Origin of the sequence: Campylobacter fetus subsp. fetus, assembly GCF_900475935.1 — a bacterium.
Lineage (GTDB): Bacteria > Campylobacterota > Campylobacteria > Campylobacterales > Campylobacteraceae > Campylobacter > Campylobacter fetus.
In genome coordinates this window covers 56669-82276 of sequence record NZ_LS483431.1, presented here as the reverse complement: position 1 = coordinate 82276, position 25608 = coordinate 56669, and the positions used below count along the sequence as shown (strand labels likewise).

Here is a 25608-nt window from a genome sequence, read left to right as displayed (position 1 = left end):
TTATTGTTTCATTCCTATAAGGGTTTCTAACATTTTTTCTACTGTTGTGACTATCTTTGCAGCCGCCCCGTAACTTGATTGAAATTTAATTAAATTTCCAAGTTCTTCATCCATATTTACACCACTTATAGACTGAAACTCTGCATTTACACTTTTATAAAGAGATAAATTTGTGTTATTTAAAGCATTAACGGATTCAGTTTTTGACGCTATATCGGTAGTTAAATATCTATAATACCCAGTTATCGTTTCAGATCTTATAGTTCCGTCATTTGCATAGAAATTTAGACTTTGATATTGAAGATTTATCATAGCGTTTGCCATACTATTATCTCCATCTACCGGAGCTTTATTTCCTTTAATCTTTGAAGTATCGCTTGCTAATGATGATTCTATTTTGATATTTGAAGCGCTGTCTCCTTCAAAAAACTGGCTCATTCCAAATACTCCGGGGAAATTTGTTCCTTTATCCTCTATCGCCATAGTATATTCGCCGGATGAAAAAAGAGGAGAAAAACTTAGATGACCAAGTCCTGTTTTCTCATCATAGTTAAACTTTGCAGTGAAAAAATCATTAACATCGTCATTTAAGTTGCCGTTATTATTATCATCGGTATCTGAGTTAAAGTCGCCGACTATTGAATTTCCTTGTTTTGTATCGTCCATGGTTGTTGAAGAGTTTACATTTATAGTTTTTCTTGCTACTTCCACGCCTTGAGAGTTATAGATTATAACATCAAAATTACCGCTTTGAACATTTTGATCAAAGTTTTGAAGAGTTGTGTTTGGTTTCATCTGCGAAAGATCGGTTGAACTCATACCTTCTTGAGCTGCGCTGGCGTATATATTATTTGTTTGTATTATTAATGTCTTTGCAAAAGTATCGAGATTATTTCTAAACTCAGTTATCATACCATCTTTGACTTCTCCATTATCGCCCATAGTTCTGCCTCTTAGATCAAGCATGGCACCAAGTTTGCCGCTATTTATCTTTGAAGCCATATCGACTCTCGTACCGTCATTTAACTCATAATATATATTTGTAAATCCATCTTTATTTCCATTAGTATCAAGAGTAAGAGGATGAAAATTTACTCCATCTATCAGCGTTATGCCGTCTATATTAAGATTATAGTTTCTTCCTTGATCAGTAAGAGTACCTCCAAAAGTGCTATTACTCGAAATATCATTTTTAAATGTTGAGATGTTTAAAATATTTGCCAAAGTAAGCTCTAGCTGATCTCTTTTATCTCTTAAATCATTTGCGTTTTGAGTCGTGCCTGTTTCTACTTTTTGAATTTGAGCATTTAAATCTGCTATTTGTTTGCCGATCCTGTTTATCTCATCTACTGCTAATTTTACTTGCTCGTTTATATTATTATGAACTGTTTTTAGCTGAGAGGATGTATCGTTTAATCTATTTGTTAAAGTGCTGGTTAAATTTAAAAGATTAGTTTTTTGTGCACTTTCATACGGATGAGACGCAAAATTATTCCATGCGCCAAAGTAATTTTCTATATCTTTTAAAAGTCCGGTATCTTTAAGATCTGGAAATCTTTGAGCTATTTCTTGAAGAACTTGCTGTTTGTATGCGGTATTTTCTTTATTTGTCGTTGCAGTTTTGAGCTTGTCAAATGTAAATTCATCATGAATTCGTATTATAGTATCTATCCTAGTTCCCATACCAACATCGCCCGGAGAAGTATGAAGCGGAGTTGTAGCCGACTGCACAACTCTTTGTCTAGTATAGTAATCACTATTTATATTTGTTATATTTTGCCCGGTTACTTGGATCTGGAGCTGAGCGGCGTTTAGCCCTGATGCTCCTGTATAAAGCGAATCGAATATTCCCATCTCAAACCCTTAATTTAAAAAGTTGCTCTGGCGAAAGAGATTCTGAGCCATATGTTCCTGATCCAGAGTCGCTGCCAAACATTGACTTTAATAAAGAGTCGTAAAATTCCTTTACTACAATAACAGATTTTGCGTACTCTTTATTGACTTTTTGTAAAGATACAAGAGATTCTCTCAATTTTGATAGTTTCTCTTTTATATCATCGCAAAGTATATCAGCAAGATCTGTTCCATTATTTTCTTTAGCTAGTTTTACTAGTTCATTATCTAATAATGTTTTTGTATTTTCAAATTTTTTTATAAGTTCGGATTTTAATCTTGTGTGTTCTGCGACAAAAGAATGGTCTGCATTTTTTATATTTTCTATATCGGCTTTGGTTATTTTTATCAGCTCTTCAAGATGTAAAACAGCATCATCTAAATATTTTTCTAACATAGCTCTTACTCCCTTTTTTTCTCAAAGGAGTAAGAGATTTACATAAGTGAGTCAGCTATCTTTTTTGCTAATTTATCGATATCTACTTTATAAGTACCGTCATTTATCTCTTTAGCTATAGTTGCTACTTTGCTATCGTTATTACTACTTTGAGTTTGTGTTGTTTGTTCACTTTTTTTTGTTTCATTTTTAGGTGCTGACAAACCTGAGTAAGCAGCGCCTACACCTACAGAACTTATCATGTTCGATCCTTTTTAACCATATATTAATGACTAAATCGGACATATAAGCTTTTTATTTAGTTTCTTTCTTTCAAAAAATTAAATAACATCTCACTAAATCCCAATCCTCCGCTTAAAGCTTTACTCATCGTATCATTATACATAGACGAATATATCTTATCTCCAGCATCTTGAGGAAAAAGACTATTTTCATTTTTAATAGATATATCTAAAACCTCTTTTAACAAAAATGCTTCAAATGCATCCGTCTGCTCTCTTAAAAGTTCATCATTTTTTGAATCTTTTAAATTTGAATTTATGCTTGATGTACTAAGAGAGTTGTAAGAATCCAAAGCTAAACTATTATCTACTTGCATCTATATTATCTCCACTCCGGCGTGTATCGCGCCTGCTCTTTTTAAATTTTCAATTATCGCTATAATATCTTTTGGAGTAGCTCCTAGTTTATTTAAAGCTCTTGTTACATTAGCTACTGTTGTTTTTGCTGCATCAATTTTTAACGTATTCGTAGTAGTGTCTATCGCTGCTCCGCCTATGTCCACATCATTGGCATTTGCTGCTGCTGGATTATAAGCATTTGGTTCAATTTTTATAGTGATGGCGCCATGCGATATCACAACTGGATCTATAGTGATATTTACACCGCTTACTACAGTTCCGGTTCTTTCATCAATAACAACTTTTTCATCGGCTTTATAATCCATATCCACTTCCAGAACTTTAGCTAAAAACTCGACCATATTTGTATTTGCCGGTTTGGTAAGTTTTACCGTTCTTGGATCTATAGCCATAGCAGCTTGAACTCCGAATTTTGTGTTAATGGCATTTTGCATTCCGACTGCTGTTTGGAAACTAGAGTTTTTAAGACTTAAATTTGCGGATTGCTGTGTATAGATATCGAAATTTACCTCTTTTTCAACAAGACCTCCTGCAAGAATTGTGCCTACAGTAGGATGATTTCCGCCTTTACTAGTACCGCCACCCAAAGTAAGTGCTCCTTGTGCAAGAGCGTATATATCACCGTCAACGCCTTTTAAAGCTGTTAAAAGAAGCGTTCCTCCAACGAGATTTTTAGCATCTCCTATAGAGCTTATAGTAACATCTAACTTATCTCCTTGCCTTGCAAAAGGAGGAAGTTTCGCAGTAACCATAACAGCGGCAGTGTTTTTTGATTTTATATCATTTGGATTTATTTTGACATTTACTGTTTGTAGCATATTTGACAAAGACTGAATGGTAAACTCGCTACTACTTCCGTCTCCGGTTCCATTAAGTCCAACTACCAAACCATATCCTATAAGCTGGTTGTCTCTTACGCCTACTATACTTGCAAGATCTTTGATTTGAGCAGCGTTTATAGTGCTAAGAAGTAGCGCGAACGAGATGATTTTTATAAATATTTTCATATGGACCCTTACTTTATTTTGCAAGGATTAAAGCAATAATTATTCCAAATTTAATTTAAATTTAATGCTGCTTATAGTAGCTAAGCGTTGTTTTTCCAAATTTACGGCTTTTAAATTTAGAAAATCCGGCACAACTATCAGGAGAATTATAAGTTGAAATATGCTCTAAAACTATTAAAAATATCTTTGATTTATCAAGTGCAGAGATCATATCCCAAACTCTCTCATAAATTCCGCCAAATCCATCTCTGATATCAAACGGAGGGTCTATGTATAATACTATATCATCATTTTCATTTACTATTTGAGGAGTTATTTTAAACGTATCAGCATTGATTGCAAGTATATTTTGGTCGTTTAAGTTATCGATATTTTTCTTTGTAAATTTATACGAATCCCTATCTAACTCGACAGCATATGCTTTAGCCGCATAGTTGCTAAGCGCTTCGGCAGCCATAAGTGCACTTCCTCCAAATACTTCTATAAAAACTTTACCGACTATATCTTGTCTCGCTGCGCTAAAAAATGACTCTTTTACTATAGATTTTGTACTTCTTGTTGTATTTAAACTCGGTAAAAATAGCTTTTTCCCTTTGAATCTGCCACTACTAATAGTCGTCGTCAGACTACTTTTCATATTCATCTTTTATAATATTTATTAAATCACGCTTAAAATTATCGACTAAATTTGAAACTCTCTCTTCTAAGCTTAAAGGGCTCTTTTTTACATAGTTTTGATTTCTTATTTGCATAGCGGAATAAAACTCTTCTAGCGTATTTAATAGCGTATCTTTTGTAAATGGCACACTAAGATATGGTGATTTTTCGCTTATTATGAAAACAGGTTTATCCGAAATCGTTTTTTTATCTGATATGATAAAATCGCACTCTTTTTTAGGCGCGTAGTAACCGTCCAAAAATAGTCTTAGACTCTGTGCAAGAAGTACGCAGTCGCACTCTATCGATATTTTCATAGAATCTCCTTATGCATCATTCTAGCATATTTAATATAATATTTCAACTATAACTATAAAGCTTTATGCAGTAATTACCGATATAATAAAAGTTAGATTTTATATTTCAAAGGATTTAAAGATGGAAATTTTTAAGGTAGCCTCGCAGCAAATAGATAATTCCGTTGCTTTAAATACTAAGCAAAATAGCAACCAAACAAGAGAAGTTGAGCAAGCAAAAATACAACAAAACGTAGCGCAAGAACGCTCTAACCAAAATAAAGGCAATAATGAACAAGACTCAAAGCGTATAAGCGACATAGTAAATAAACTAAATGACAACATGGAGACTCTAAACACAAACATAAGATTTGGTTTTAATGATAAAATTAGCTCTATGTATGTGAGCGTAACAGAAGCTGATAGCGGTAAAGTTATCAGAAAAATACCGACTGAAGAGATTATGAAATTAACAGAGCATTTTAAAGAGATTGTCGGTGTGATCTTTGATAAAAAGGAATAAAAAATGGCTATTAATACTGAAAAGTCCCAACTTGGATTGGGAAGTGGTAATGTCCTTTCGTGGGATATTCTTGATAAATTAAAATCAGTTGATACAAAAAATTTAGTATCAACGATAGATGCTAAAATTCAAACAAATTTGACTCAACAAAAAGACTTAACAGCCATAAAAACACTATTAAGCAATTTTAAAAGCAACGTATCATCACTTACTGATGATACTAGCTACTTAAAACGCTCGGTATCTAGCTCAGGAAGTGGAAGCGCTACTGTAGATGCAAGTACCGGAGTTAATGAACAAACAATGAAAATTAAGGTATCTCAACTAGCTAGTCAAGATGTATATCAGTCTAAAAAATTTGAGCTAAAAAACGAATCTGTTTTAAGTCCGGGTTCGGCTGAAACAAGTTTTAAGTTAAGCATAGGATCAGACTCATATGAGATAGAGATCAATGCTTCAACTACGCTTGAAGATATAGCAAACAAAATAAATGAAGCAACAGACGGCAAAATTCAAGCAAAAGTTTTAAATGTCGGAGGAGAAAATCCATATAGTTTAGTTATCCAGTCAAAAGATAGCGGAAAAGATAACGAAATAAGTTTTAGCTATGTACAAGATAGCGCAGGAAGTATAGACAACTCAAAAAATTTAATGAAATCTTTAGGATTTATGTTTAAAGATCCAAGTACGACTTCTCCTGGCGAAAAGCTAACTATGATGACAGAAGATGAGATAAAAGATGCAGCATTAACAGATAAGACTATCGATACTTCAAATTTAGCTTCAAGACTGCAAACTGCTCAAAACGCTATATTTGAATATAACGGAATAGAGATAACAAGAGATACAAACTCTATAAGCGATCTCATAACCGGAGTCACTATAAAGCTAAATAAAGTGGATAAAGAAGGAGAAAGCTCGAATTTCGACATTAAACAAAATACAGAAGGTATAGTTCAAGACGTAGAAGGCTTAGTTAACAGTTACAATAATCTTATGAATAATTTATCAGTAGCAACTTCTTATAATTCAGAGACAGGAGCTAGCGGAACATTTCAAGGCGTAAGCGAAATAACGCAGATAAAATCAAAAATTAACCAGATAATAAACGGAGTCTCAAAAGACGGAAAATCAATTCAAGACTTTGGATTATCTCTAAGCAGTGACGGTCTTTTGAAACTAGAAGCTAGCAAACTTAAAGATGCTTTATCGAACAATTTTGATAATTTTAAAAACTTTTTTAGCTCAAAAACAGAGTATACAAACGTATCTACAACAGGAACAAAAGCCGTAGAAGCAGGAGAGCTTCAAGGAAGTTTAACTATAAACGGTAAAAATATAGATATCAAAACCGACTCTGCAAACAATAGCAATCAAAACGCAAAAGATATACTAAAAGCTATCACTAGTGCAGGTATAGACAACATCGCTGTAACTATAGATAAAGACGGAAAACTAGTAATAAAAGGTAGCGGTGGAGAAAATTTAGAAATAAAAGGCGACTCTACTTTTTTAGAAAAACTAGGTTTAAAAGAAACTGAACTTAAAGGAAGCTCAGAAGTTACCGGAGGATTTTTCAAACAGTTAAAGGATACCTTAGATTCATTTATAGGAACTAAGGGATCGCTAGTTACGTACGAAGAGAGCCTAGTTAGCAACAACAAACAGCTAACAAAAGAAAAAACAAACAATGAGGAAAGTATTACCAAAAAGTATGAAACTATGGCTGAAAAATGGGTGCAATATGATAGCATGATAGCAAAGATAGAACAGCAGTTTTCTACGCTAAAAACCATGATAAATGCACAACTAAACTCTAAATCTTAAGGATGATGGTATGCAATCAAATGTAGCTTACGCAGCTTATAACCAAAATAATATCGGTATAGAATCTCCACAAAAGCTTATCACTATGCTTTATGAAGGAGTTTTGAGATTTATCTACCGTGCAAAAAAAGCGATAGACGAGGGAGATATAGAAACAAAAGTTCAATTTCTAAATAAAACAAATGCGATATTTTTTGAACTTATAAACTCTTTAGATATGAATCAAGGAGCGATATCGCAATACTTAAATGGACTTTACGCAAGGCAAATTCAGCTCATATCTCTAGCAAATAGCACAAACGATAAAGCTCCGCTAGATGAAGTAATACACGTAACAAGGGAGCTTCTTGATGCATGGAGAGACGTTACGAAAGAAGAGTCAGATGAAGTGGCTAGATGATTTTAAGAGTGCTTTGGTAAATGAAGATCTAAATAAAATAGAGTATTTGATAAACAACTATCCAAATAAAATGGATATAGAAGAGATGCAATGCGCAGCAGCTTTATTGGAAAATGCAGCAGCGATATATAAACGAAAACAAAAAGAGTTAGACGTAGAGTTTCAAAAAGTTAAAAAAGCTAGAAAATATAGCTTCTAAACTAAAAGCTACTTTGTAGGTGCGATGATAAGCCGAGTTCTGTTATGGTAGCTATTTATCTAGTTTTGATATTGTATCAAACTCAAGCGAAGGGTTGAGCATAAGACTCCAAACCGTCCCTTCTTGCTGCAAGTTGGGTTTACATAGCTATAAGTATCTCTACTTATACTGGTGGGCTCTTACCCCGCCGTTTCACCATCACCGTTAAATTTCTTTAGCGGCAGTTTCCTTTCTGTTGCACTTTCCCTTAGGTTTCCCTAGCCACCCGTTAGGTGGAACTCTGTCTTATTGCAGCTCGGACTTTCCTCAAGATAATATCTTGCAACTACCCATCGCACCGGCTGTTATTTTAACTAAAATATATTAAAATAGATATAAATTCAAAAGATCAATAAAGTTTTTTAAATTTATACCGATATTATATGTTTAAAATCGATAGTATGTGAATACTTGTGGGAGAAAAACTCCCACTTTTTACTCTTCAAAAATATCTCTACCTAAAATTTCGCGCAAAACAACAGTCGCATATGAACCTTTTTGTAGCGCAAAACTTATGCTAAACTGTGCGGATTCTTCATTATATTTATATTCTAAATTATCAATCCACATCCAAGCAAATCGTCTTGAACCGCTTACAAAAGAACTAAATTTATAAGCGTCTCTAAATATTTCATCTTCTAAACTCTTTGCAACTCCTGTACTTTCATACGCTTTAGAACCGATTATCAATCCGCAGCTTGTTCTGTCTCTTGCTCCAAATTTAGCAACCTCGGCTTCTAAATCTTCGCATAAAAACACCTTTCCAAAAGGATAATGACCTAAAACTTCGCCTTGAAAAAGCTTAAAAAATTGTTTTTGGGATTTTAAATTTTTTATAGTAGTTTTATCAAATTTATATATATCTTCAAGCTCCCTGGCGCTAAAATCTTCACTAAAACGGCTAATTTCCACTCTCTTGCTTAGCCATTTGTTAAAAAGATCGCTCTGATAAGCTGAAATTAAAAAATCTCTTAACTTTGGATTTGCCTTTTTAAACATCGATTTATCACCGTTTAAAGCACTATTTAAAATTTCAAATCCACTATTTGCATTATCTCCAAATCTACCGAACCTCTGATAACCGAAATAATTCGGATAGCCGTTTTTATCGATAGTTTTTAAAGCCTCTTTAAGTTTAAGAGCTTCACTTCCTAAGACTTTTTTGAGACGAATAAAAAAGCTGTTTGATTTTAAGTGACCGATTCTTATTTTATTATTATGTTTTGTTATACTTAGGATTTTTAAATTTTCGTAGCTGAATTTTGAAATTTCATTTTCAAATTTAGCCGGCATACTAATAAATTGTGTTGTCATACCCTCTTTATCTTTAAGCCCGGCATAACCAAAATCACGCATTTTTGCTCCGCTTTGCCTGCTTAAAACAGTAAGGGCTTCGGAAGTCGTCATACCTTTTTTTTGAATTTCAACAACGAGATGCTCACCGCTTCCACTAAAACTATAAAGAGGGTTTTCTCTAACTACAAAATCACTTGCGTTTTTACTAAAATGCGCGTTTATAGGCGAATGCGTAGTGCCTAAAAGCGGTTTAAAAATGGCTGTATTTTCCATATGATTTATATTTTCCTTTTATCAGTTTTCCTAATATATTTAGTTTAAGTCTACATTTTTTTGCTTCATTTTGCATACGTTTTAGATGTTTTTTACTCACCGTAAATAGAAGTTCATACTCTTCACCGCTTCTGAACTCATCTTTACTAAGTATATTTTTAAATTTGATTCCAAATTTAGAGCATATTTTTGGTAAATCGCTAGCCAACCCGTCGCTGATATCCATAGCACTGTGTATAAAAGGTGCTGCTTTTTTCATAAAATTTACTCTTAAAACAGGTCTTTTAAAACGAGAATTTTTCGGTAGATTTCCACCGTTTTGGAGAATTCTCAAGCCTTTTAAGGAGTCTCCTAGCTTCCCTGTATAGCATACTAAATCCCCCAGCCTAGAAGTATTTCTAAAAATAGGTTTTTTGGAGTTTAGGTATGATATTATCGTTAGGCTTATTATTATTTCGCTGCTTTTTATAGTGTCTCCGCCGACTATCTCAACATTAAAATCTTTCGCTGCGCTTTTTATACCTCTACAGATCTCATAAATATAGTTATTTGATATGTTTTTTGGAATACCAAGCCCTAAAAGGGCATATTTAGGAGTTGCGTTCATAGCTACCGCGTCACTTAAATTTACCAGCATTGCTTTTGTGCCGATCTCATAAGCGCTTAACCATTTACGTTTAAAATGCGAATTTTCAACAAACATATCTTTGCTAAGCACCATTTTGCCGACTACTGCTCCATCATCGCCGTTTAGTTTATGAGAAAAACGGTCTATTATACTCTGCTCTTTATCCACTCTTTAAGCTCCTGCCACGAAGCTGACGTATCAGCCATACTAATCACATCTTTATCAACGCAAAACTCGCAAATCGCTGTCACCTTATCATCATTCATAAATAGTTGACGATGAAAAAGCCCGGCTTCTTTAATGATCAAAGAAGCCCTGTTTATAGCGATCTTTATCTTTGCATCGTTTGCACTTTTTATCCAGCTTAAAAATATATCGTCATAGCTTAAATTTAAAGCTCCGGTGCCATCTGGAAATACGACTATATCATATCCATAAAGCGACTGAGAGTAATTTGGTGAATTGAGCTTAAATGAGCCCTCGCAAGTTATCTCTTCTCTTAAAGAAGCAACTTCGAAATCAACGCTATTTGCTATAAAGAAATCATAAATTTTAGCAAAGCTAAGCATACTTATTCCATCATACAAGACTATGCAGCTCTTCACATATCACCTTTTGTTTTGCATAATATTAGCGAAAGCCGCATAAAATAGTCATAAATTTAAGATCTATTTGATATAATCTTACGACATAAATTTATTCACGATAATTAATTCAGTATAATAATTAGGTAAAAAATGTTTGATATAAAAAAAGCCAAACAAGAAAGCAACTTTAGAGAGTTAAAAATATCTCAAAGCCATTCCAAATTTATAAACTATAGAGGCAAAACTCTTTTAAATCTCGGTAGCAACGATTACTTAGGCATAGCTACGAATATAAGTTTAAGAGACGAATTCTTAACAATCGCCAAACATAAAGAGTGGTTTTTTGGCTCTGGCGCGAGTAGGCTTGTATATACTTCAAGTAACGAATTTAATGAGCTTGAAAGCTGGTTTGAATCGAAATTTGACGGTAAAAAAGCAACAATTTTTAACTCCGGCTACTGTGCAAATTTAAGCTGTATATCAGCCATAAATAGTCCAAATACTCTATTTTTAGCCGATAAATTAGCTCACGCTAGCATGATAGACGCTCTAAAGTTAGCCGGAGCAAATTTCAAAAGATATCCTCACAACGACCTTTTAGCACTTCAAAATTTACTCGAACAAAATCAAGATAAATTTGAAAATATTATAATATTAACAGAGACTATTTTCAGCATGGATGGGGATTTGCTAGATATCAAAAATCTTATAAATTTAAAAAAACGGTATAAAAATGTACTACTTTATATCGATGAAGCTCATTCATTTTTTATCAAAGACGAATTAGGTCTAGCAAAAAGCAGCCAAACAGATACCGATGTGGATTTTTTACTTGTAACTCTTAGCAAAGCAGTCGGGGGAGAAGGAGCTGTTATACTTAGCGATAAAGAGTATAAAGATATTTTTATAAACTCGGCTAGAAGCCTGATTTACTCTACTGCCATTCCTAGTATAAATATAGCATGGACGAACTTTATACTAAACAAAGATTTTAGCCGCGAAAGGACAAATTTAGAAAAAAATATCAAATTTTTAGATCTTGGCACAACTCACATATGTCCATTTATGACCTATGAAAACGATAAAACTCTAGAACTCGCAAATAAAATTTTTGACTCTGGATATTTCGTACCGGCAATCCGTCCCCCAACAGTGCCTAAACATAATTCAAGACTTAGGATAAGCTTAAGAGGAGATATAGAAATAGGCGAATTATCAAATTTAAAAAAGATTTTAGATGAAAATAGATATCATTAAAAAAGACGGTAAAAAACTAATTTTGTTATTTTTAGGCTATTCATTTACGCCTAGTTGTGTAGAACATTTAGAAGTAGGAGATTTCGCTTTAGCGGTTATTTACGACTATAGCGAACTTGAGTTTGATCATAGTTTTTTAAAAGATAAAGATATTTATCTAGTGTCTTGGTCAATGGGTGTTTGGGCTGCAAATTTGGTATTAAAAAATATACCTTTAAAAAAATCAATAGCCATAAACGGAACTCCGTTTGGTATAGATGAAAAATACGGTATAAACGCAGGTAATTTTTATAAAACAATAACGAATTATGATTTTGAAAACTTCAAAAAGTTCTGTTTTTTAGGAATTCCACCAGAAAAAATCTCAAATTTTAAATTCAATACAAACGCAAAATTCGAACTACTTAATCTCTATAAAAACGCTATAAAACCGTGTGATAACAACATTTGTTGGGATAAAGCGATTATAAGCAAAAAAGATTTGATCTTTTCGCCAAAAGCATCTGAATGGTTTACATGTCAAAAAATATATATAAATGCTCCACATTTTGCATTTTTTAACTTTAAAAGCTTTGGAGATATAATTGAAATTTGAAAAAGCTATCAACTACGAAGAATTTGCAGTGGCTCAAAAATTTGCCGCTCTCAATCTCATAAATTTGTTAAAAAAATATACGCAAAACTTTAAGAATGTTTATGAAATCGGTGCTGGAAGCGGAGTTTTAACAAAGCTTTTTATACAAAATTTTAATTATGAACATTTAATTCTTAATGATATCTATAAAAGTGAATTTATGAATAATTTTTATATGGATATCGGAGATATAACTACTAAACAAATGCCAAAAAACATTGATATTATCATATCGAGCTCAGTATTTCAATGGATTGATGAGATTGAAAAACTATGTGATAAGATATTTCTAAGCCTAGAAAATAACGGAATACTTGCATTTTCTATGTTTATAAATGGAACTTTAAATGAACTTTCAAGCTTTACTAAAGATAGTTTAAATTATAAAAATACGGATCAAATCATAGATATTTTTGGAACCAAATTTGATATTTTAGAGTATAAAAATGGGGAATTTATAGCTAAATTCGGTAGTTTAAAAGAGCTTTTAACTCACCTTAAGCAAACAGGGGTAAATAACTTAAACGGGAGTTTTAAACTAACCAAATCAAATTTAAAAAGTCTTGAAACGCATTTTAATAATGATTTCAAACTAACTTATAAATTTACAAATATAATCTGCAAAAAAGGTAAAAAATGAGAAATATCTGTATCAGCGGTATTCATACGGATGCCGGAAAAAGCTGCGTAAGTGCGGCTTTGTGTTATGCGTTTTCATACGAGTATTTTAAGTTAATACAAGCCGGAAATATAACCGATGAAAGTTTTGTAAAAAAAATTGTGCCAAATCTCAAATCACACTCTCCTGGCGTAATGCTGCAAACCGCTGCTAGTCCGCATGTAGGAATGATAAATGAGAACATACATTTTGACGGACTTAAAATAAAAATTCCAAAACCAGACGATATTTTAGTCGAGTTAGCAGGAGGACTTTACTGTCCGCTTGATGACAAATTTTACATGATCGACTATATCAAAATAGCAAATCTTCCTACGTTTTTAGTTTCTAAAAACTATCTTGGCAGCATAAATCACACTATTTTAAGCATAGAAGCCTTAAAAATGAAAAATTTAGAGATTTTGGGGGTTATTTTTAGTGGATCTAAAGATGAGCAAAGTGAGAATTATTTAAAGAAGCAGTTTAAAGATCTACATTTTTTTAATCTAGAAAACTTTGATGAAACAAGCTTTGAAAAAGCAAGTCTTAGATTAAAAGAACAAATTATAAAAGCGAGAGTAAAACTATGATATATGAAAATGAACTTATCTGCATTGAACTTGAAAAAAGCGAAATTCCTTGGGTAAAGGTATTTACAAAAAAAGAATTCAAAGAGATTAGCGATGTAGATGATGTGACTAGAAAATGGCTATTTGAAGCGGCTCTAATTACCGAAAAAACTATGCTTGATTTCTACTGCGCCGATAAAATAAATTGGGCAAGTTTTGCTAATTACGTTCCAAAAGTACATATCCACGTTCAAGCCAGATTCAAAGACGATAGCTTTTTTCCTGAGTCGATGTGGGGTACAAAACAAAGAGATGGTACGAAAAGGGATTTAAATATAGAAAAATTTACAAATCAACTCGTTTTAAATTTAAAAAATTATAACTTTATCAAAAAATAATATCTACTTTGCATAAAATTTATTAATATTTTTAAATTGAAAAAATTAACGTAGTTAATGAAATTTAAAAAATTATTAAATAGTATATTTATTGTATTGAAATTTAATATTAATTGTATTTTACATTGTACAATTATTTATATTTTATAAAAAAGGACAAAAATGACAAAGAGAATATTTGGATCTGCGTTGTGTGCAATGCTTTTAGTAGGTTTTGCAAACGCAGCAAACTACGATATAGATGTTACTCATTCAAGTACAAATTTCAAAATCAAACACCTAAGCGTGAGCAACGTAACAGGATCGTTTGACAAATTTAGCGGAATTGTTGATATAGAAAACGGTATACCAAAAAAGATAGATGCTATAATAAACGTTGATTCTATCAATACAAGCAACACCGCAAGAGATAACCATCTAAAACAAGCTGATTTTTTCGATATTGCTAAATTTCCTGAAATGAAATTTGTTATGACCGAATTTAAAAAAGATGGCGATAACGAAGGTAAAATTATAGGAAATTTAACTATAAAAAATGTAACAAAACCAGTAACTCTAAACTATGAATTTGGCGGACAAAGCAAAAATCAAAAAGGAATTCAAATCGTTGGATTTAGCCTTGAGGGCAAGATAAAAAGAAGCGATTTTAGCTTTGCTCCAGATACAAGCACATTAACTTTAGGAGATGAAATTAAGATAAATATAGAAGTAGAAGCTGCAGCAAAATAAATAAAAAAGGCGGATTTATCCGCCTTTCATATCAAAGTATCAGGTTTTAGTATCAAAAATTACGCTAAAGTAGAATTAAGCATCCAAATTTTCTTCTCATATGAACCGTAATGATCTTGAGCGATATTTGCAGTTGTTGTATCACCGGCTTTTTCAGCTGCCGCTTCAAGCTTTTTGAACTCTTCAACAAGATGTTTATAAGCTACTCTTAATTGTTCTATAACTTCTATAGCAGTATAGCTATCTTTTTGCATTACCGGAGCATGAGCAAGTTTTACAAGCTCTTCAGATTTTAAAATAGCTTTCCCGCCTATTTGTATAGCTCTTTCAGCTACATCATCAAATAGCTCTGCCATCTCTTCATATGCTTTTTCAGTATATTCGTGAATTGAGAAAAATTGAAGACCTTTTACATTCCAATGATAGTCATGAAACGCAATGAAAAACGCATGAGCGTCTGCTTGAATTTGGTTAAGTTGTTTAACTACATTTGTCATTTTATATCCTTTATTTTTTAATTTCGAGAATTATATCAAATTATTCTTAAAAAGAAATAAATCTTAGATAAGAATTTTTATTATTTAGATACAGAATCTCTTATTAAGTAAATTATATAGTTTAAATGATAAATAAAAAATAAATATTGCCTATTTTGAACCCTATTTGTTGAGTAATCATTATCAAAATACAAACAGACAAAATTAGTTATTTGATAGTAAATTTTTTAGTATTCTTTTAGAGGCTTCAACGCCAGGCTGATCATAAGTATTTACTCCGAGCATAAGTCCAGTAGCGCTTGTAAGGAGCTCGTAATAATAAATGAGCCAACCAGAGTGCCACTCATCTAATCTATCTACTAAAATCGTATCTATGCTGATATTTTCACTAAGTAAAGCTTGAATGGTAGATTTTGCTTGAGCATTTAAAAGCGTACTCATAGACACTTCATTTACAAAGTCGCACTCATCTAAATACTCAAGTTTTAAATTTGGAATACAAATGCTGCTTAAATGATCTTTTAAAATCAAAAACGTAACTGTTTTATCTTTTATTCCTTCCATTATAAGCTGCAAAAACGAGTGTTGATCTTTACTTCCTATAAGTCCGACCGGAGTAAGTCCCATTCGCTTATAACCGCGCTTTTTACCAAGACTCTCAGCCCATAACTGTACATACCAATCATTAAAACTATGAAATCTTTCACTATAGCTAAAAACTACATTTATCTTAGCGCTTTTATGCGTTGCATAGTGATATGCTTTTTGTAAAATTAAACTATCATCATCTTCTAAAAACTGCTTTTTACAAGAAACAGCACCGTCTAACAAGGATGACGTATCTGCTCCACATAATCCAAGCGGCACAAGCCCTATAGCAGATAATACGCTAAAGCGTCCTCCAACATTTTTTGGAATATTAAAAACAGTTATATTATGTAAATTAGCGTACTCTTCAAGAGGGCTTTGGGGATCGGTAATTATGATAAAATTTTTGTAATTTTTTGGCGAATAGAGATCTAAAATATACTTATAAATACTAATTGGCTCTATAGTCGTGCCTGATTTGCTAGATAAGATAAAAATACTGCTATCAAACTCGATATCTTTTAATCTATTTTCTATATAAAACGGATCAAGATTATCTAAAAATATAAGCTTAGTTTTTAAATTTAGCATTTCATAAAGTGCTTTCACGCCAAGCGAGCTGCCGCCAACTCCTATTAACACAACCGTGTTGAAATTTACATTTTTACGATACAAAGCAAGTTTTTCGCTTATCTCCTCACCAAAACTAGGCAGATGATAATAGCCGATCTCATCGTTATTTAGCTCTTCATTCATACGTCTTGCGTATGAGCTGATATTTTGCATATCCTTAAATGGAAACTTCAGCTCATTTACTACCATTGTCACTCTCATAGAAGAAATTCGTAGCTTCGACAAATCCGCTAACAGAACCACAATCAAATCTTCTTCCTTTAAATTTATAAGCTAAAACCATACCGTTTTGAGCCTGTTTTAAAAGCGCGTCTGTTATCTGAATTTCACCGTTTTTGCCCGGTTTTGTAGATTCTAATATCTCAAATATATCGGGCGTAAGTATATATCTGCCTATGATAGCAAGATTTGTAGGGGCTTCATCTGGACTTGGTTTTTCTATCATATCATTTACCATTAAAAGATCATCTTCTATAAACTTGCCATTTACAACACCATAACTACTGATACTCTCTTTAGGAACTTCCATAACCGCTACTATGCTACAGCGGTATTTTTCATAAATTTTCGCCATCTGAGCTAGAACATTTTCACCATCTTCGTTTATACACAAATCATCGGCAAGTATAACACCAAAAGCTTCATCTCCTACTAAAGTTCTACCAGTATATATCGCGTCTCCTAGACCTTTCATACTACTTTGACGAGTAAATGAAAAGCTACAAGAATTCATAAGATCTCTTATCTCGGTAAGAAGATACTCTTTTTTAGTCCCGGCTATTTGGTGCTCAAGCTCATAACTTATATCAAAATAATCCTCCAAAGCTCTTTTTCCTCGACCGGTGACAAATGCCATATTTTTCATACCGGCTTCTCTAGCTTCATCTACTCCGTAGTGAATAAGAGGCTTAGTAAGGATAGGAAGCATCTCTTTTGGCAAACTTTTTGTAGCTGGAAGAAATCTCGTACCATAACCGGCAGCAGGAAAAAGGCAAGTTTGTATCATATGGATAATCCTTAATTTTTTAGTAATTTTATCTTAAATTCATTTAAATTTAAATTTATCTGTTAAAATATATCCATGTTTATAGTAAATCAAATTTATACCGGCTCAAAAGAGATAAAAAAGTCAAATTTTATAAGCTATTTATGCCCTATAAATGAATTTGAAACTCTTCACAAAAAGCTAAAAGAAGATCATCCAAAAGCGGCTCACATAGTATGGGCGTACAGAAATTACAACAAACATTTTCAAATAGTAGAAAATTCCAGCGATGACGGTGAGCCAAAAAGCAGCTCCGGACCACCTTGTCTTGATGTGCTAAGAGGAGCAAACCTTATAAACACGGGAGTTTTTGTTGTACGGTATTTCGGAGGAGTAAAACTAGGAGTCGGCGGACTTGTACGAGCATACTCCAGCAGTGCAAATTTAGTGATAAATAACGCAAATTTGATCAAATTCGAAGCGCAAGATGAATGTCTGTTTTTTATACCGTTTGCCTTGTTGGCACGTTTTAATCATTACTTTGAAAAACACGGAGTAAAAGACGAAAAAAAGGAATTTGTAGAGCAAGGGTCTATTTATACTTTTAAATTTAAAAAAGAAGATTTTGAAGAGTTTTTTAAATTTGCAAAAGATTTTGAAATAGATGGATTTTACTTTCTTGCAGTGCCGATATTTGCCAAAGAAATTATCTAATTTTCATAAAATCTTTTGTCATATAAGCACAACAAGAGATAATTTTAATTTATACGTAAATATAATCACTCATAACCGGCGTTAAACCGGCTTTTCTTATAGATCTTTTCATCTCTTCTACATCTCTACCGTCGCTGATCTCAAACTGAGAATCGCCTTTTTGCTCATCTTTTTTACCACCGTGCTCACCGATACCAACACTAACTCCGGCAGAAACTTTTGTTACTCCAAGTTTGATTGCGTTATCCCTAAAATGCGCACTTTCTCTAGTGCTAAGAGTGATATTTGCAAACGGTAAAAATAGACGATAAGCAACGATAACTTGCAAAAGCTCTCTCTCGCCGACGTCTTTTGGATTAATCTTTTTATTGTTTATAATAGGTCTAAGTCTAGGAACTGAGATAGAAATCTCAGCATGAGGATACTTTGCTTGCAAAAGATAAGCGTGAAGCCCTGTAGATAAAGCGTCTTTTCTCCAGTCATCTATACCTAAAAGAGCGGCAAAAGCAACCCCTCTCATACCGCCCATAAGTGCTCTTTCTTGAGCGTTTAGACGATATGGAAAAATGCGTTTATTTCCCTCCAGATGGATTTTTTCATATTTTAGCGGATTATAAGTCTCTTGAAATACGGTTACAAAATCCACGCCGCATTTGTGTAAAAATGCGTATTCATCCGAATTTAGAGGATAAATTTCTACTCCTACTACCTTAAAATAACGTTTTGCAAGCTCACAAGCTCTACTTATATAACTAAGCGGAGTTTTGCTTTGACTCTCTCCTGTAAGTATAAGAATTTCGTCTAATCCACTTTTTGCGATGTTTTCTAACTCACGTATAATGCCATCTTCTTCAAGCTGCGCACGTTTTATCTTGTTGTGTACATTGAATCCGCAATAAACACAGTTATTATCGCAATGATTTGCTATATACAAAGGTGTAAAAAGATAGATATTTTTTCCAAAATGCCTCTCTTTGATACTCATCGCTTCTTTTGCCATATCTTCTAAAAAGGGGGCTGCTTCAGGACTTAAAAGTGCCTTAAAGTCATATATACTTTTATTATTTGCATTAATAGCGCTTATAACATCATCTTGAGTAAAGTTTTCAAATTTAGTCTCTTCCCACTCTTTAAATATCTTATTCATCACATCATGGCTTATAACCTCTTGATGAGGAAGATAACGCATATGATCTGTTCTATCTCTCATTTTATATTCTCATTTTATCTTTTAATTTTCGCCTAAAAATCCAGTTAAAGGCGAACTAGCGCTTGCTATATTTTTTACCCTACCAAGTCCGGCTTTATAAGCAGTTCTTCCGGCAATTATCGCTTCGCAAAACGCTTTTGCCATAGCTCTTATATCTTTTGAAGTAGCAATAGCGGTATTTACCATAATAGCAGCACAACCCATCTCCATAGCAGCGCATGCCTCGCTAGGACGGCCTATACCCGCATCAACTATAATAGGAATATCTATCTCGTCAATCAAAATTTGAATAATATCTCGGTTTATAAGTCCTTTATTAGAACCGATCGGAGCGGCTAAAGGCATAACGGCACTTGCTCCAGCATTTACTAAATCTCTAGCGCAAGTTAAGTCTGGATACATATATGGCAACACTATAAAGCCTTCATTTGCAAGTTTTTCGGTAGCTTTTATAGTTTCGTAATTATCGGGAAATAGATATTTACTATCTCGAATGACTTCTACTTTTATAAAATTTCCGCAGCCCAACTCACGACTAAGTCTTGCTATGCGCAGCGCTTCATCGGCATTTCTGGCACCGCTTGTATTTGGTAAGAGAGTTACATTTTTTGGTATAAATTCGGTTATACTATCTTTGTCTTTATTTACTCTTCTTAAAGCAAGAGTTACTATTTGCGCTTTAGCGTCTTCTACACAAGCACTTATCAACTCTGGATCAAATTTACCAGAGCCCATAATAAATCTTGAGCTAAAACTAACTCCACCTAAAACAAGCTCATCCATTTTGTTTTACCTTATCTATTAATATTTCTAATATTTTATTTGCTTGATGCATAGCGCATATTCCGACTCGCGGCGCCATAAGTCCATTTCCTATACTAGCCGCACTTACTAAATCACCGCAAACATAGAGATTATTTGCCATTTTTATAGTTTTTATATCTTCATTTCTACCGTATCCGGCCATTCCGCTAGCTGCTACTATCATCTTTTTAGTTAAAGAATTTATTATCATAGCTTTTGACTTTGGATTATCAAAACATTCAGCTACTACGTCACACTTTTGAAAAACTTCATTCACATTTGTCTCTTCAAGTCTTATGGTTTCAAACTCAACTTTTACAAATGGATTTATAAGACTTAAAGTTTCACTTAAAGCCTCAGTTTTAAAACGTCCGATATCTTTTATAAAATACTGCTGACGATTTAAATTTGAAGGATCAACAGTATCAAAATCAACTAATTTTAAGTAGCTCACTCCGACTCTAGCTAAAGCTATTGCTACGTTACTTCCAAGTCCTCCAAGTCCTGCTACGCCTACTTTTGCGCTTTTTAAAGCTATGTTGATCTCAGGAGAGTTTCTTGAACTCATCATCTCTTCTAAAAACTCTTTAGGAGGCATTTCTCCTTTTTTTATAAATACAACGCTATCATTATCATTTAAAGCTATATTGTCATTTGTAGCAAAACCTTTATATATAGTAAGCATATCGCTACTAATACCTAATTCGTTCCGTAACTCATTTAAATTATTTGCGTTAGTTTGACGTGTAATTGAATTAATTTTTATCGTTTTCATAACGTTCATTATAACAGAGTAAAACCAATTTTTTCTTAAAAGAAAGATTTTAAATTTAAAATATAAATTTGAGTGCAAAAAAGGCATAATAAGAATATATAAAATGATAAAGTATGGCATTAATGTATGTTTGGATTATCCTCCACCTACAAATTCAACTATCTCCAAGCTTACATTTTCTCTTAATATAAACTCATTCCAAACACTTTTTGAAATGATCTCTCCATCACATTCTATAGCGATTCTATCTAAATTATAGCCATTTGTCTCTAACCACTTTTTTAGACTAAGGTTTTCATCTATATCTATGATATTTGAGTTAATTTTTATCTTCATCGCTAACCTTTTAATGAATTGATACTGTTTGATTATACGTTTTTGTTATTAATATTTAATATATAATGTGAAAATTTGATACACTAATTAGGAAATTTTCAATAATATTTTAATTAATTATAAATTTAAAAATAATTTTAAGTTAAATATAATAAAATAAACAACTTACCACATTTTCTGAAAGGATAAATTTTGAAGCTATATCAAAAACTGTTATGGCTGCTTGTATCTGTGATAGGTGCTTGGACATTTGGTGTTTTAGCACTAAACCGCGGAGAGAGCATAAGCGCTGTTTGGCTAGTTGTAGCTAGCGTTTGTATCTATATGATAGGTTATACTTTCTATGGTCGTTTTATCGCCATGAAAGTCCTAATGTTAGATGACAACCGCGCTACTCCTGCCTACACCCTAAATGACGGAAGAGACTATACTCCTACAAATAAATACGTTCTTTTCGGTCACCACTTTGCAGCCATTGCGGGTGCTGGTCCTCTTGTAGGTCCGGTAGTTGCTGCTCAAATGGGTTATTTACCAAGCATGATATGGCTTTTAGTCGGTGTCGTGCTAGCTGGAGCCGTTCATGACTTCGTTGTTCTTTTCTTATCTGTTCGCAGAAACGGAAAGAGCTTAGGAGAGATGATAAAAGAGGAGCTCGGAGCATTCACCGGCGGTGTAGCTATGGTGGGCATTTTCTTTATTATGCTAATTATCGTAGCTATACTTGCTATGGTCGTTGTAAAAGCCTTAGCTGAATCTCCATGGGGATTATTTACCATAGCTATGACGATTCCTATTGCTATTTTTATGGGAATTTATATGAGATTTTTACGTCCTGGTAAAGTTATAGAAGCTTCTATAATCGGATTTATATTTCTTATGTTTGCTCTATTAGGAGGTCACTACGTTGCTGCCGATCCGTTTTGGAAGGATATATTTTCACTAAAAGGCACAACATTAGCATGGCTTACTATAGCTTATGGATTTATAGCCGCTATTTTACCTGTTTGGTTTTTACTAGCTCCAAGAGACTACTTAAGTACATTTTTAAAAATAGGCGTAATAGTCGGTATGGCTATAGCTATATTGCTTGTCGGACCTGAAATTAAAATGCCTGCAGTTACTTCATTTACAGACGGTACTGGTCCTGTATTTGCCGGCCCTCTTTTCCCGTTCTTATTTATTACTATAGCCTGTGGCGCTATATCTGGATTTCATGCTCTTATATCAAGCGGTACAACTCCGAAATTGGTAGAAAAAGAGAGTCAAACACTATTTATAGGTTATGGTTCTATGCTTATGGAAAGCCTTGTTGGAGTTATGGCACTAGTTTCAGCTACTATACTAACTCCTGGGCTTTACTTCTCTATAAATATAGGAGGCCTAGGCACTGACGTGGTAGCCGCAGCTGCTAAGATAACAGAGCTTGGCTTTAGCGTAACCCCTGAAGAGATCTTAGCACTAGCAAAAAATGTAGGTGAAGAGACTATGATGAGCAGAACAGGTGGTGCCCCTACATTTGCAGTAGGTCTTACTTTGCTTTTCCATGAGCTTGTAGGCGGAGTAGAAGCTATGCCGTTTTGGTATCACTTTGCGATATTATTTGAGGCACTATTTATATTAACCGCGGTTGATGCCGGTACTAGAACAGGACGATTTATGGTACAAGATATACTAGGTAACGTTCATAAACCAATAGGTGATACAAAAAACTGGTTTTGGGGTATTATAGCTACTATAATATGCGTTACTGGCTGGGGATACCTACTATATAGCGGTGTTACTGACCCTATGGGAGGTATATTCACACTTTGGCCTCTATTTGGCGCGGCAAATCAAATGCTAGCCGGCATCGCTCTTATGCTTGGAACCGTAGTATTATTTAAAATGGGAAAAGCAAAATACTCATGGGTTACTATAGCTCCTCTTGTTTGGGTGCTTATAACTACAATGTATGCAGCATATCAAAAACTTCTTCCGGCAAATGGAGAGAGAGTTCATGACGCCGTAAGTCACATAGCTACTGCTCAAAACTGGGCGAAAAAACTAGAAACTCTAACCGATCCAGCAGCCATAGCTAAAGCTGAAGCCGTTATTAGAAATAATATAATTGACGCTGTGCTTTGTGGATTTTTTATGATAGTTGTCGTTATTGTAGCTATACAAACATTTAGAATTTGCTTTAGAATTTACAAAGATGGTAATGATAAAGCTTATCCACTTGGTGAAAGCGAATACAAAAAAGCGAGCGATTACAATGGCATTACTTGCTAAACTTAAAAAAATTTGGCAAGCTTATAAGAAATTAGATGAAGCCTTGTATCCTTTGATCGGGCTTCAAAGATATGAAAAATATCTGGAACATTTTAACAAAACTCACCCCGGGAAAGAACCTCTTTCTAGGGCTGAGTTTTTTAAAGAAGCTCAAGACGCTAAAGCCAAAAATGTTAAATGCTGATAAACTTAAAATGGTTTAGTTAAGCCGGTACAAAATAAGTTTAGTTTAGCCGGATATATTTTCCGGCTATAATTATTAAATTTAATTATATAAATTTAAAATTTACAAATTAAAAATTAGCATCTTTATTGTATTGCAAATATACAACGTGAGTAGCTAGATACTCTTCAAGCCCATGCTTTCCATCGGCTCCACCTATACCACTTTTTCTAAAACCGGCGTGAAATCCTTGCATAGCTTCAAAATTTTCCCGATTGATATATGTTTCTCCAAATTTAATCTCACGGCATGCTCTCATCGCTATATCTATATTTTGTGTATAAATACTTGAAGTTAGCCCATAATCACTATCGTTTGCCATCTCTATAGCATTATCTATACTATCAAAAGCCACTATAGGAAGCACCGGACCAAATATCTCACTTTGGATAAGCTCACTTTTTTGATCTATATCGGTAATAACAGTAGGTTCATAATAGTAACCGTCTTGATTGCTAGATATGCGTCCTCCGGTTAATACCTTAGCACCGCTATTTTTCGCACGTTCTACCATAGCATTTACTGAGTTTAATCCGGCTTCGCTTACAAGGGGACCCATATCTACTTTTTCATCAGTCGGAATGCCATATTTTACATGTTTCATTGCTTCTACCATTTTGTCTGTAAAAGTTTTTATAATATCTTTTTGCACATAAACTCTCTCAGCGCAGTTACAAACTTGTCCTGTATTGATAATACGCGAGTTTTTTATATAATTTACGGCCGCGTCTATATCGGCATCTCTACAAACAATAGCAGGAGCTTTACCGCCTAGTTCTAAATTTACTTTTATGATATTTTTACTAGCAGCTTCCATAATCTTAGCTCCTGTTTCCACGCTACCAGTAAAACTTACTAAACCTATATCTTTGTGACTTGCTAGTAAATTTCCAACCGTACTTCCACGTCCACTTACTAGATTAAACACTCCTTTTGGAAGACCTGCTTTATGGGCAAGTTTGGCAAATTCAAACGCGTTATTTGGCGTTTCAACACTGGCTTTGATAACAATAGTATTCCCCGTAACAAGAGCAGGAGCCAACTTTCTAGCGATTAAGAAAAATGGGAAATTCCAAGGTAAAATACCGCTTGTAACTCCGATTGCTTGTTTAAATATAAATATATTTTCATTTGTGCGATCGCTTTGTATAATCTCACCTTCATATCTTCTAGCCCATTCAGCCATATAATCAAGATAGTCAGCTGTAAAATTTACCTCAACTCTAGCTAAAGATATGATTTTACCTTGCTCTTCGGTAATAGTCTGAGCTAACATTTCTGAATTCTCTCTTATCTCATTTGCTATTTTTCTTAAATAATTTGCACGTTCGATCGCTGCAAGTGCCTCCCAAGATTTTTGAGCTTTTTTGCTACTGCTAATCGCCTCTTCTACTTGCGATATATCGGCATCTGGAATAGTCGAAATAACCTTTTTTGTGGCTGGATTTAGAACTTCAATGCTCTTAGAGCTTCTATTTGGAACAAAAGCACCGTCTATATACATTTCGTAAGTACGCATGATATTTCCTTTATATAAATTTATATTATCATACACTACTTTTAGCAAACGGTTTATTTTTTTACCGGATAAAAGGCTTATATTTTTGATAATTAATATAAATTTGAGTAAAAAAGTAACAAAAGAGGAGTGAATCCTCTTTTTA

General features: G+C 33.5%; 31 protein-coding genes and 1 other RNA gene. 13 read left to right on the top strand and 19 right to left on the bottom strand.

All coding sequences use genetic code 11. The annotated features are described in order from the left end of the window. The 7 genes from flgK to DQN38_RS00480 form a co-directional block, all read right to left on the bottom strand. Window positions 1-1854: a flagellar hook-associated protein FlgK gene (gene flgK, locus DQN38_RS00510; protein WP_002848088.1), complete on the bottom strand. Its 1854-nt coding sequence runs from the start codon at window positions 1852-1854 to the stop codon at window positions 1-3. A gap of 1 nt (window position 1855) precedes the next feature. Then, window positions 1856-2290 (bottom strand): flagellar export chaperone FlgN, encoded by a 435-nt coding sequence (flgN, locus tag DQN38_RS00505; RefSeq protein WP_002848087.1) that lies wholly within the window; start codon window positions 2288-2290, stop codon window positions 1856-1858. A gap of 38 nt (window positions 2291-2328) precedes the next feature. After that, on the bottom strand, window positions 2329-2532 hold the full coding sequence (locus DQN38_RS00500; RefSeq protein WP_002848086.1) for a flagellar biosynthesis anti-sigma factor FlgM: 204 nt from the start codon (window positions 2530-2532) through the stop codon (window positions 2329-2331). A gap of 56 nt (window positions 2533-2588) precedes the next feature. Beyond that, window positions 2589-2888: a rod-binding protein gene (locus tag DQN38_RS00495; protein ID WP_002848085.1), complete on the bottom strand. Its 300-nt coding sequence runs from the start codon at window positions 2886-2888 to the stop codon at window positions 2589-2591. After that, the gene (locus DQN38_RS00490; RefSeq protein ID WP_024305270.1) at window positions 2889-3926 is read right to left on the bottom strand and encodes a flagellar basal body P-ring protein FlgI; all 1038 of its coding nucleotides are present in this window, start codon (window positions 3924-3926) and stop codon (window positions 2889-2891) included. Between the two features lie 73 nt (window positions 3927-3999). Beyond that, a complete protein-coding gene (gene rsmD / locus DQN38_RS00485) occupies window positions 4000-4575 on the bottom strand; it encodes a 16S rRNA (guanine(966)-N(2))-methyltransferase RsmD (protein ID WP_223261882.1) in 576 nt (191 codons plus the stop codon). Next, window positions 4565-4912, bottom strand: a complete 348-nt coding sequence (locus DQN38_RS00480; protein ID WP_065843730.1) for an ornithine carbamoyltransferase — start codon at window positions 4910-4912, stop codon at window positions 4565-4567. The genes rsmD and DQN38_RS00480 overlap by 11 nt, the downstream gene beginning before the upstream one ends. Window positions 4913-5033: 121 nt before the next feature. On the opposite strand from DQN38_RS00480, the gene DQN38_RS00475 reads away from it, so the two are divergent. The 4 genes from DQN38_RS00475 to DQN38_RS00460 are packed head-to-tail and all read left to right on the top strand — an operon-like array spanning window position 5034 to window position 7840. After that, a complete protein-coding gene (locus DQN38_RS00475; RefSeq protein WP_002848079.1) occupies window positions 5034-5414 on the top strand; it encodes a flagella length regulator FlaG in 381 nt (126 codons plus the stop codon). Window positions 5415-5417: 3 nt separating this feature from the next. Continuing rightward, window positions 5418-7241 carry a flagellar filament capping protein FliD gene (gene fliD / locus DQN38_RS00470; protein ID WP_065843729.1) on the top strand — a complete coding sequence of 608 codons (1824 nt, stop codon included), beginning with the start codon at window positions 5418-5420 and terminating at the stop codon, window positions 7239-7241. A gap of 10 nt (window positions 7242-7251) precedes the next feature. Continuing rightward, entirely contained in the window at window positions 7252-7641 is a 390-nt protein-coding gene (fliS, locus tag DQN38_RS00465) for a flagellar export chaperone FliS (RefSeq protein ID WP_038452599.1), read from the top strand. Then, a complete protein-coding gene (locus DQN38_RS00460) occupies window positions 7625-7840 on the top strand; it encodes a hypothetical protein (RefSeq protein ID WP_010403374.1) in 216 nt (71 codons plus the stop codon). The genes fliS and DQN38_RS00460 overlap by 17 nt, the downstream gene beginning before the upstream one ends. A gap of 12 nt (window positions 7841-7852) precedes the next feature. Here the strand turns inward: DQN38_RS00460 and rnpB are convergent. The 4 genes from rnpB to DQN38_RS00440 all read right to left on the bottom strand — a co-directional run bounded on the left by rnpB (window position 7853) and on the right by DQN38_RS00440 (window position 10681). Next, an RNA gene (rnpB, locus tag DQN38_RS00455) (RNase P RNA component class A) lies at window positions 7853-8181 on the bottom strand. 133 nt (window positions 8182-8314) lie between these two features. Then, the gene (gene truD / locus DQN38_RS00450) at window positions 8315-9448 is read right to left on the bottom strand and encodes a tRNA pseudouridine(13) synthase TruD (RefSeq protein WP_010403376.1); all 1134 of its coding nucleotides are present in this window, start codon (window positions 9446-9448) and stop codon (window positions 8315-8317) included. Beyond that, a complete protein-coding gene (locus tag DQN38_RS00445; protein WP_002848076.1) occupies window positions 9426-10244 on the bottom strand; it encodes a thiamine-phosphate kinase in 819 nt (272 codons plus the stop codon). The genes truD and DQN38_RS00445 overlap by 23 nt, the downstream gene beginning before the upstream one ends. Continuing rightward, window positions 10223-10681 (bottom strand): type 1 glutamine amidotransferase family protein, encoded by a 459-nt coding sequence (locus tag DQN38_RS00440; RefSeq protein ID WP_167497326.1) that lies wholly within the window; start codon window positions 10679-10681, stop codon window positions 10223-10225. Before DQN38_RS00440 ends, DQN38_RS00445 begins: the two co-directional genes overlap by 22 nt. A gap of 132 nt (window positions 10682-10813) precedes the next feature. On the opposite strand from DQN38_RS00440, the gene DQN38_RS00435 reads away from it, so the two are divergent. The 6 genes from DQN38_RS00435 to DQN38_RS00410 all read left to right on the top strand — a co-directional run bounded on the left by DQN38_RS00435 (window position 10814) and on the right by DQN38_RS00410 (window position 14908). After that, a complete protein-coding gene (locus DQN38_RS00435) occupies window positions 10814-11920 on the top strand; it encodes an aminotransferase class I/II-fold pyridoxal phosphate-dependent enzyme (protein WP_065843728.1) in 1107 nt (368 codons plus the stop codon). Beyond that, window positions 11901-12515 (top strand): pimeloyl-ACP methyl esterase BioG family protein, encoded by a 615-nt coding sequence (locus DQN38_RS00430; protein WP_042960150.1) that lies wholly within the window; start codon window positions 11901-11903, stop codon window positions 12513-12515. Before DQN38_RS00435 ends, DQN38_RS00430 begins: the two co-directional genes overlap by 20 nt. After that, window positions 12505-13194, top strand: a complete 690-nt coding sequence (locus tag DQN38_RS00425; RefSeq protein ID WP_038452590.1) for a methyltransferase domain-containing protein — start codon at window positions 12505-12507, stop codon at window positions 13192-13194. The genes DQN38_RS00430 and DQN38_RS00425 overlap by 11 nt, the downstream gene beginning before the upstream one ends. Next, window positions 13191-13802 (top strand): dethiobiotin synthase, encoded by a 612-nt coding sequence (locus DQN38_RS00420; protein WP_065843727.1) that lies wholly within the window; start codon window positions 13191-13193, stop codon window positions 13800-13802. Before DQN38_RS00425 ends, DQN38_RS00420 begins: the two co-directional genes overlap by 4 nt. Next, window positions 13799-14179 (top strand): HIT domain-containing protein, encoded by a 381-nt coding sequence (locus DQN38_RS00415; RefSeq protein ID WP_002848066.1) that lies wholly within the window; start codon window positions 13799-13801, stop codon window positions 14177-14179. Before DQN38_RS00420 ends, DQN38_RS00415 begins: the two co-directional genes overlap by 4 nt. A 162-nt stretch (window positions 14180-14341) precedes the next feature. After that, entirely contained in the window at window positions 14342-14908 is a 567-nt protein-coding gene (locus tag DQN38_RS00410; RefSeq protein WP_002848064.1) for a YceI family protein, read from the top strand. 59 nt (window positions 14909-14967) lie between these two features. On the opposite strand, the gene DQN38_RS00405 is transcribed toward DQN38_RS00410, so the two are convergent. The 3 genes from DQN38_RS00405 to galU all read right to left on the bottom strand — a co-directional run bounded on the left by DQN38_RS00405 (window position 14968) and on the right by galU (window position 17632). Next, entirely contained in the window at window positions 14968-15405 is a 438-nt protein-coding gene (locus tag DQN38_RS00405) for a Dps family protein (protein ID WP_002848063.1), read from the bottom strand. 204 nt (window positions 15406-15609) lie between these two features. After that, window positions 15610-16815: a glucose-6-phosphate isomerase gene (locus DQN38_RS00400; protein WP_065843726.1), complete on the bottom strand. Its 1206-nt coding sequence runs from the start codon at window positions 16813-16815 to the stop codon at window positions 15610-15612. Further along, the gene (galU, locus tag DQN38_RS00395; RefSeq protein ID WP_058908926.1) at window positions 16802-17632 is read right to left on the bottom strand and encodes a UTP--glucose-1-phosphate uridylyltransferase GalU; all 831 of its coding nucleotides are present in this window, start codon (window positions 17630-17632) and stop codon (window positions 16802-16804) included. Before galU ends, DQN38_RS00400 begins: the two co-directional genes overlap by 14 nt. Before the next feature lie 75 nt (window positions 17633-17707). Between galU and DQN38_RS00390 the strand changes: the two genes are divergently transcribed. After that, complete coding sequence (locus tag DQN38_RS00390; protein ID WP_065843724.1) at window positions 17708-18325, top strand: YigZ family protein; 618 nt, start codon at window positions 17708-17710, stop codon at window positions 18323-18325. Window positions 18326-18374: 49 nt separating this feature from the next. On the opposite strand, the gene thiH is transcribed toward DQN38_RS00390, so the two are convergent. The 4 genes from thiH to thiS all read right to left on the bottom strand — a co-directional run bounded on the left by thiH (window position 18375) and on the right by thiS (window position 21450). Beyond that, window positions 18375-19535, bottom strand: coding sequence for a 2-iminoacetate synthase ThiH (gene thiH, locus DQN38_RS00385; protein ID WP_002848057.1), 1161 nt, complete (start codon window positions 19533-19535; stop codon window positions 18375-18377). Between the two features lie 21 nt (window positions 19536-19556). Next, entirely contained in the window at window positions 19557-20318 is a 762-nt protein-coding gene (locus DQN38_RS00380; protein ID WP_002848055.1) for a thiazole synthase, read from the bottom strand. Then, window positions 20311-21114 (bottom strand): sulfur carrier protein ThiS adenylyltransferase ThiF, encoded by an 804-nt coding sequence (gene thiF / locus DQN38_RS00375; RefSeq protein WP_024305267.1) that lies wholly within the window; start codon window positions 21112-21114, stop codon window positions 20311-20313. Before thiF ends, DQN38_RS00380 begins: the two co-directional genes overlap by 8 nt. Before the next feature lie 135 nt (window positions 21115-21249). After that, window positions 21250-21450 carry a sulfur carrier protein ThiS gene (gene thiS, locus DQN38_RS00370; protein ID WP_011731687.1) on the bottom strand — a complete coding sequence of 67 codons (201 nt, stop codon included), beginning with the start codon at window positions 21448-21450 and terminating at the stop codon, window positions 21250-21252. 189 nt (window positions 21451-21639) lie between these two features. Between thiS and DQN38_RS00365 the strand changes: the two genes are divergently transcribed. Then, on the top strand, window positions 21640-23721 hold the full coding sequence (locus DQN38_RS00365; RefSeq protein ID WP_024305266.1) for a carbon starvation CstA family protein: 2082 nt from the start codon (window positions 21640-21642) through the stop codon (window positions 23719-23721). Next, a complete protein-coding gene (gene kcuS, locus DQN38_RS00360; RefSeq protein ID WP_065844219.1) occupies window positions 23705-23905 on the top strand; it encodes a KCU-star family selenoprotein in 201 nt (66 codons plus the stop codon). Before DQN38_RS00365 ends, kcuS begins: the two co-directional genes overlap by 17 nt. Window positions 23906-24014: 109 nt before the next feature. Here kcuS and aldA read toward each other — a convergent pair whose 3' ends face one another. Next, entirely contained in the window at window positions 24015-25463 is a 1449-nt protein-coding gene (gene aldA, locus DQN38_RS00355; RefSeq protein ID WP_002848049.1) for an aldehyde dehydrogenase, read from the bottom strand. Between the last annotated feature and the right edge of the window lie 145 nt (window positions 25464-25608).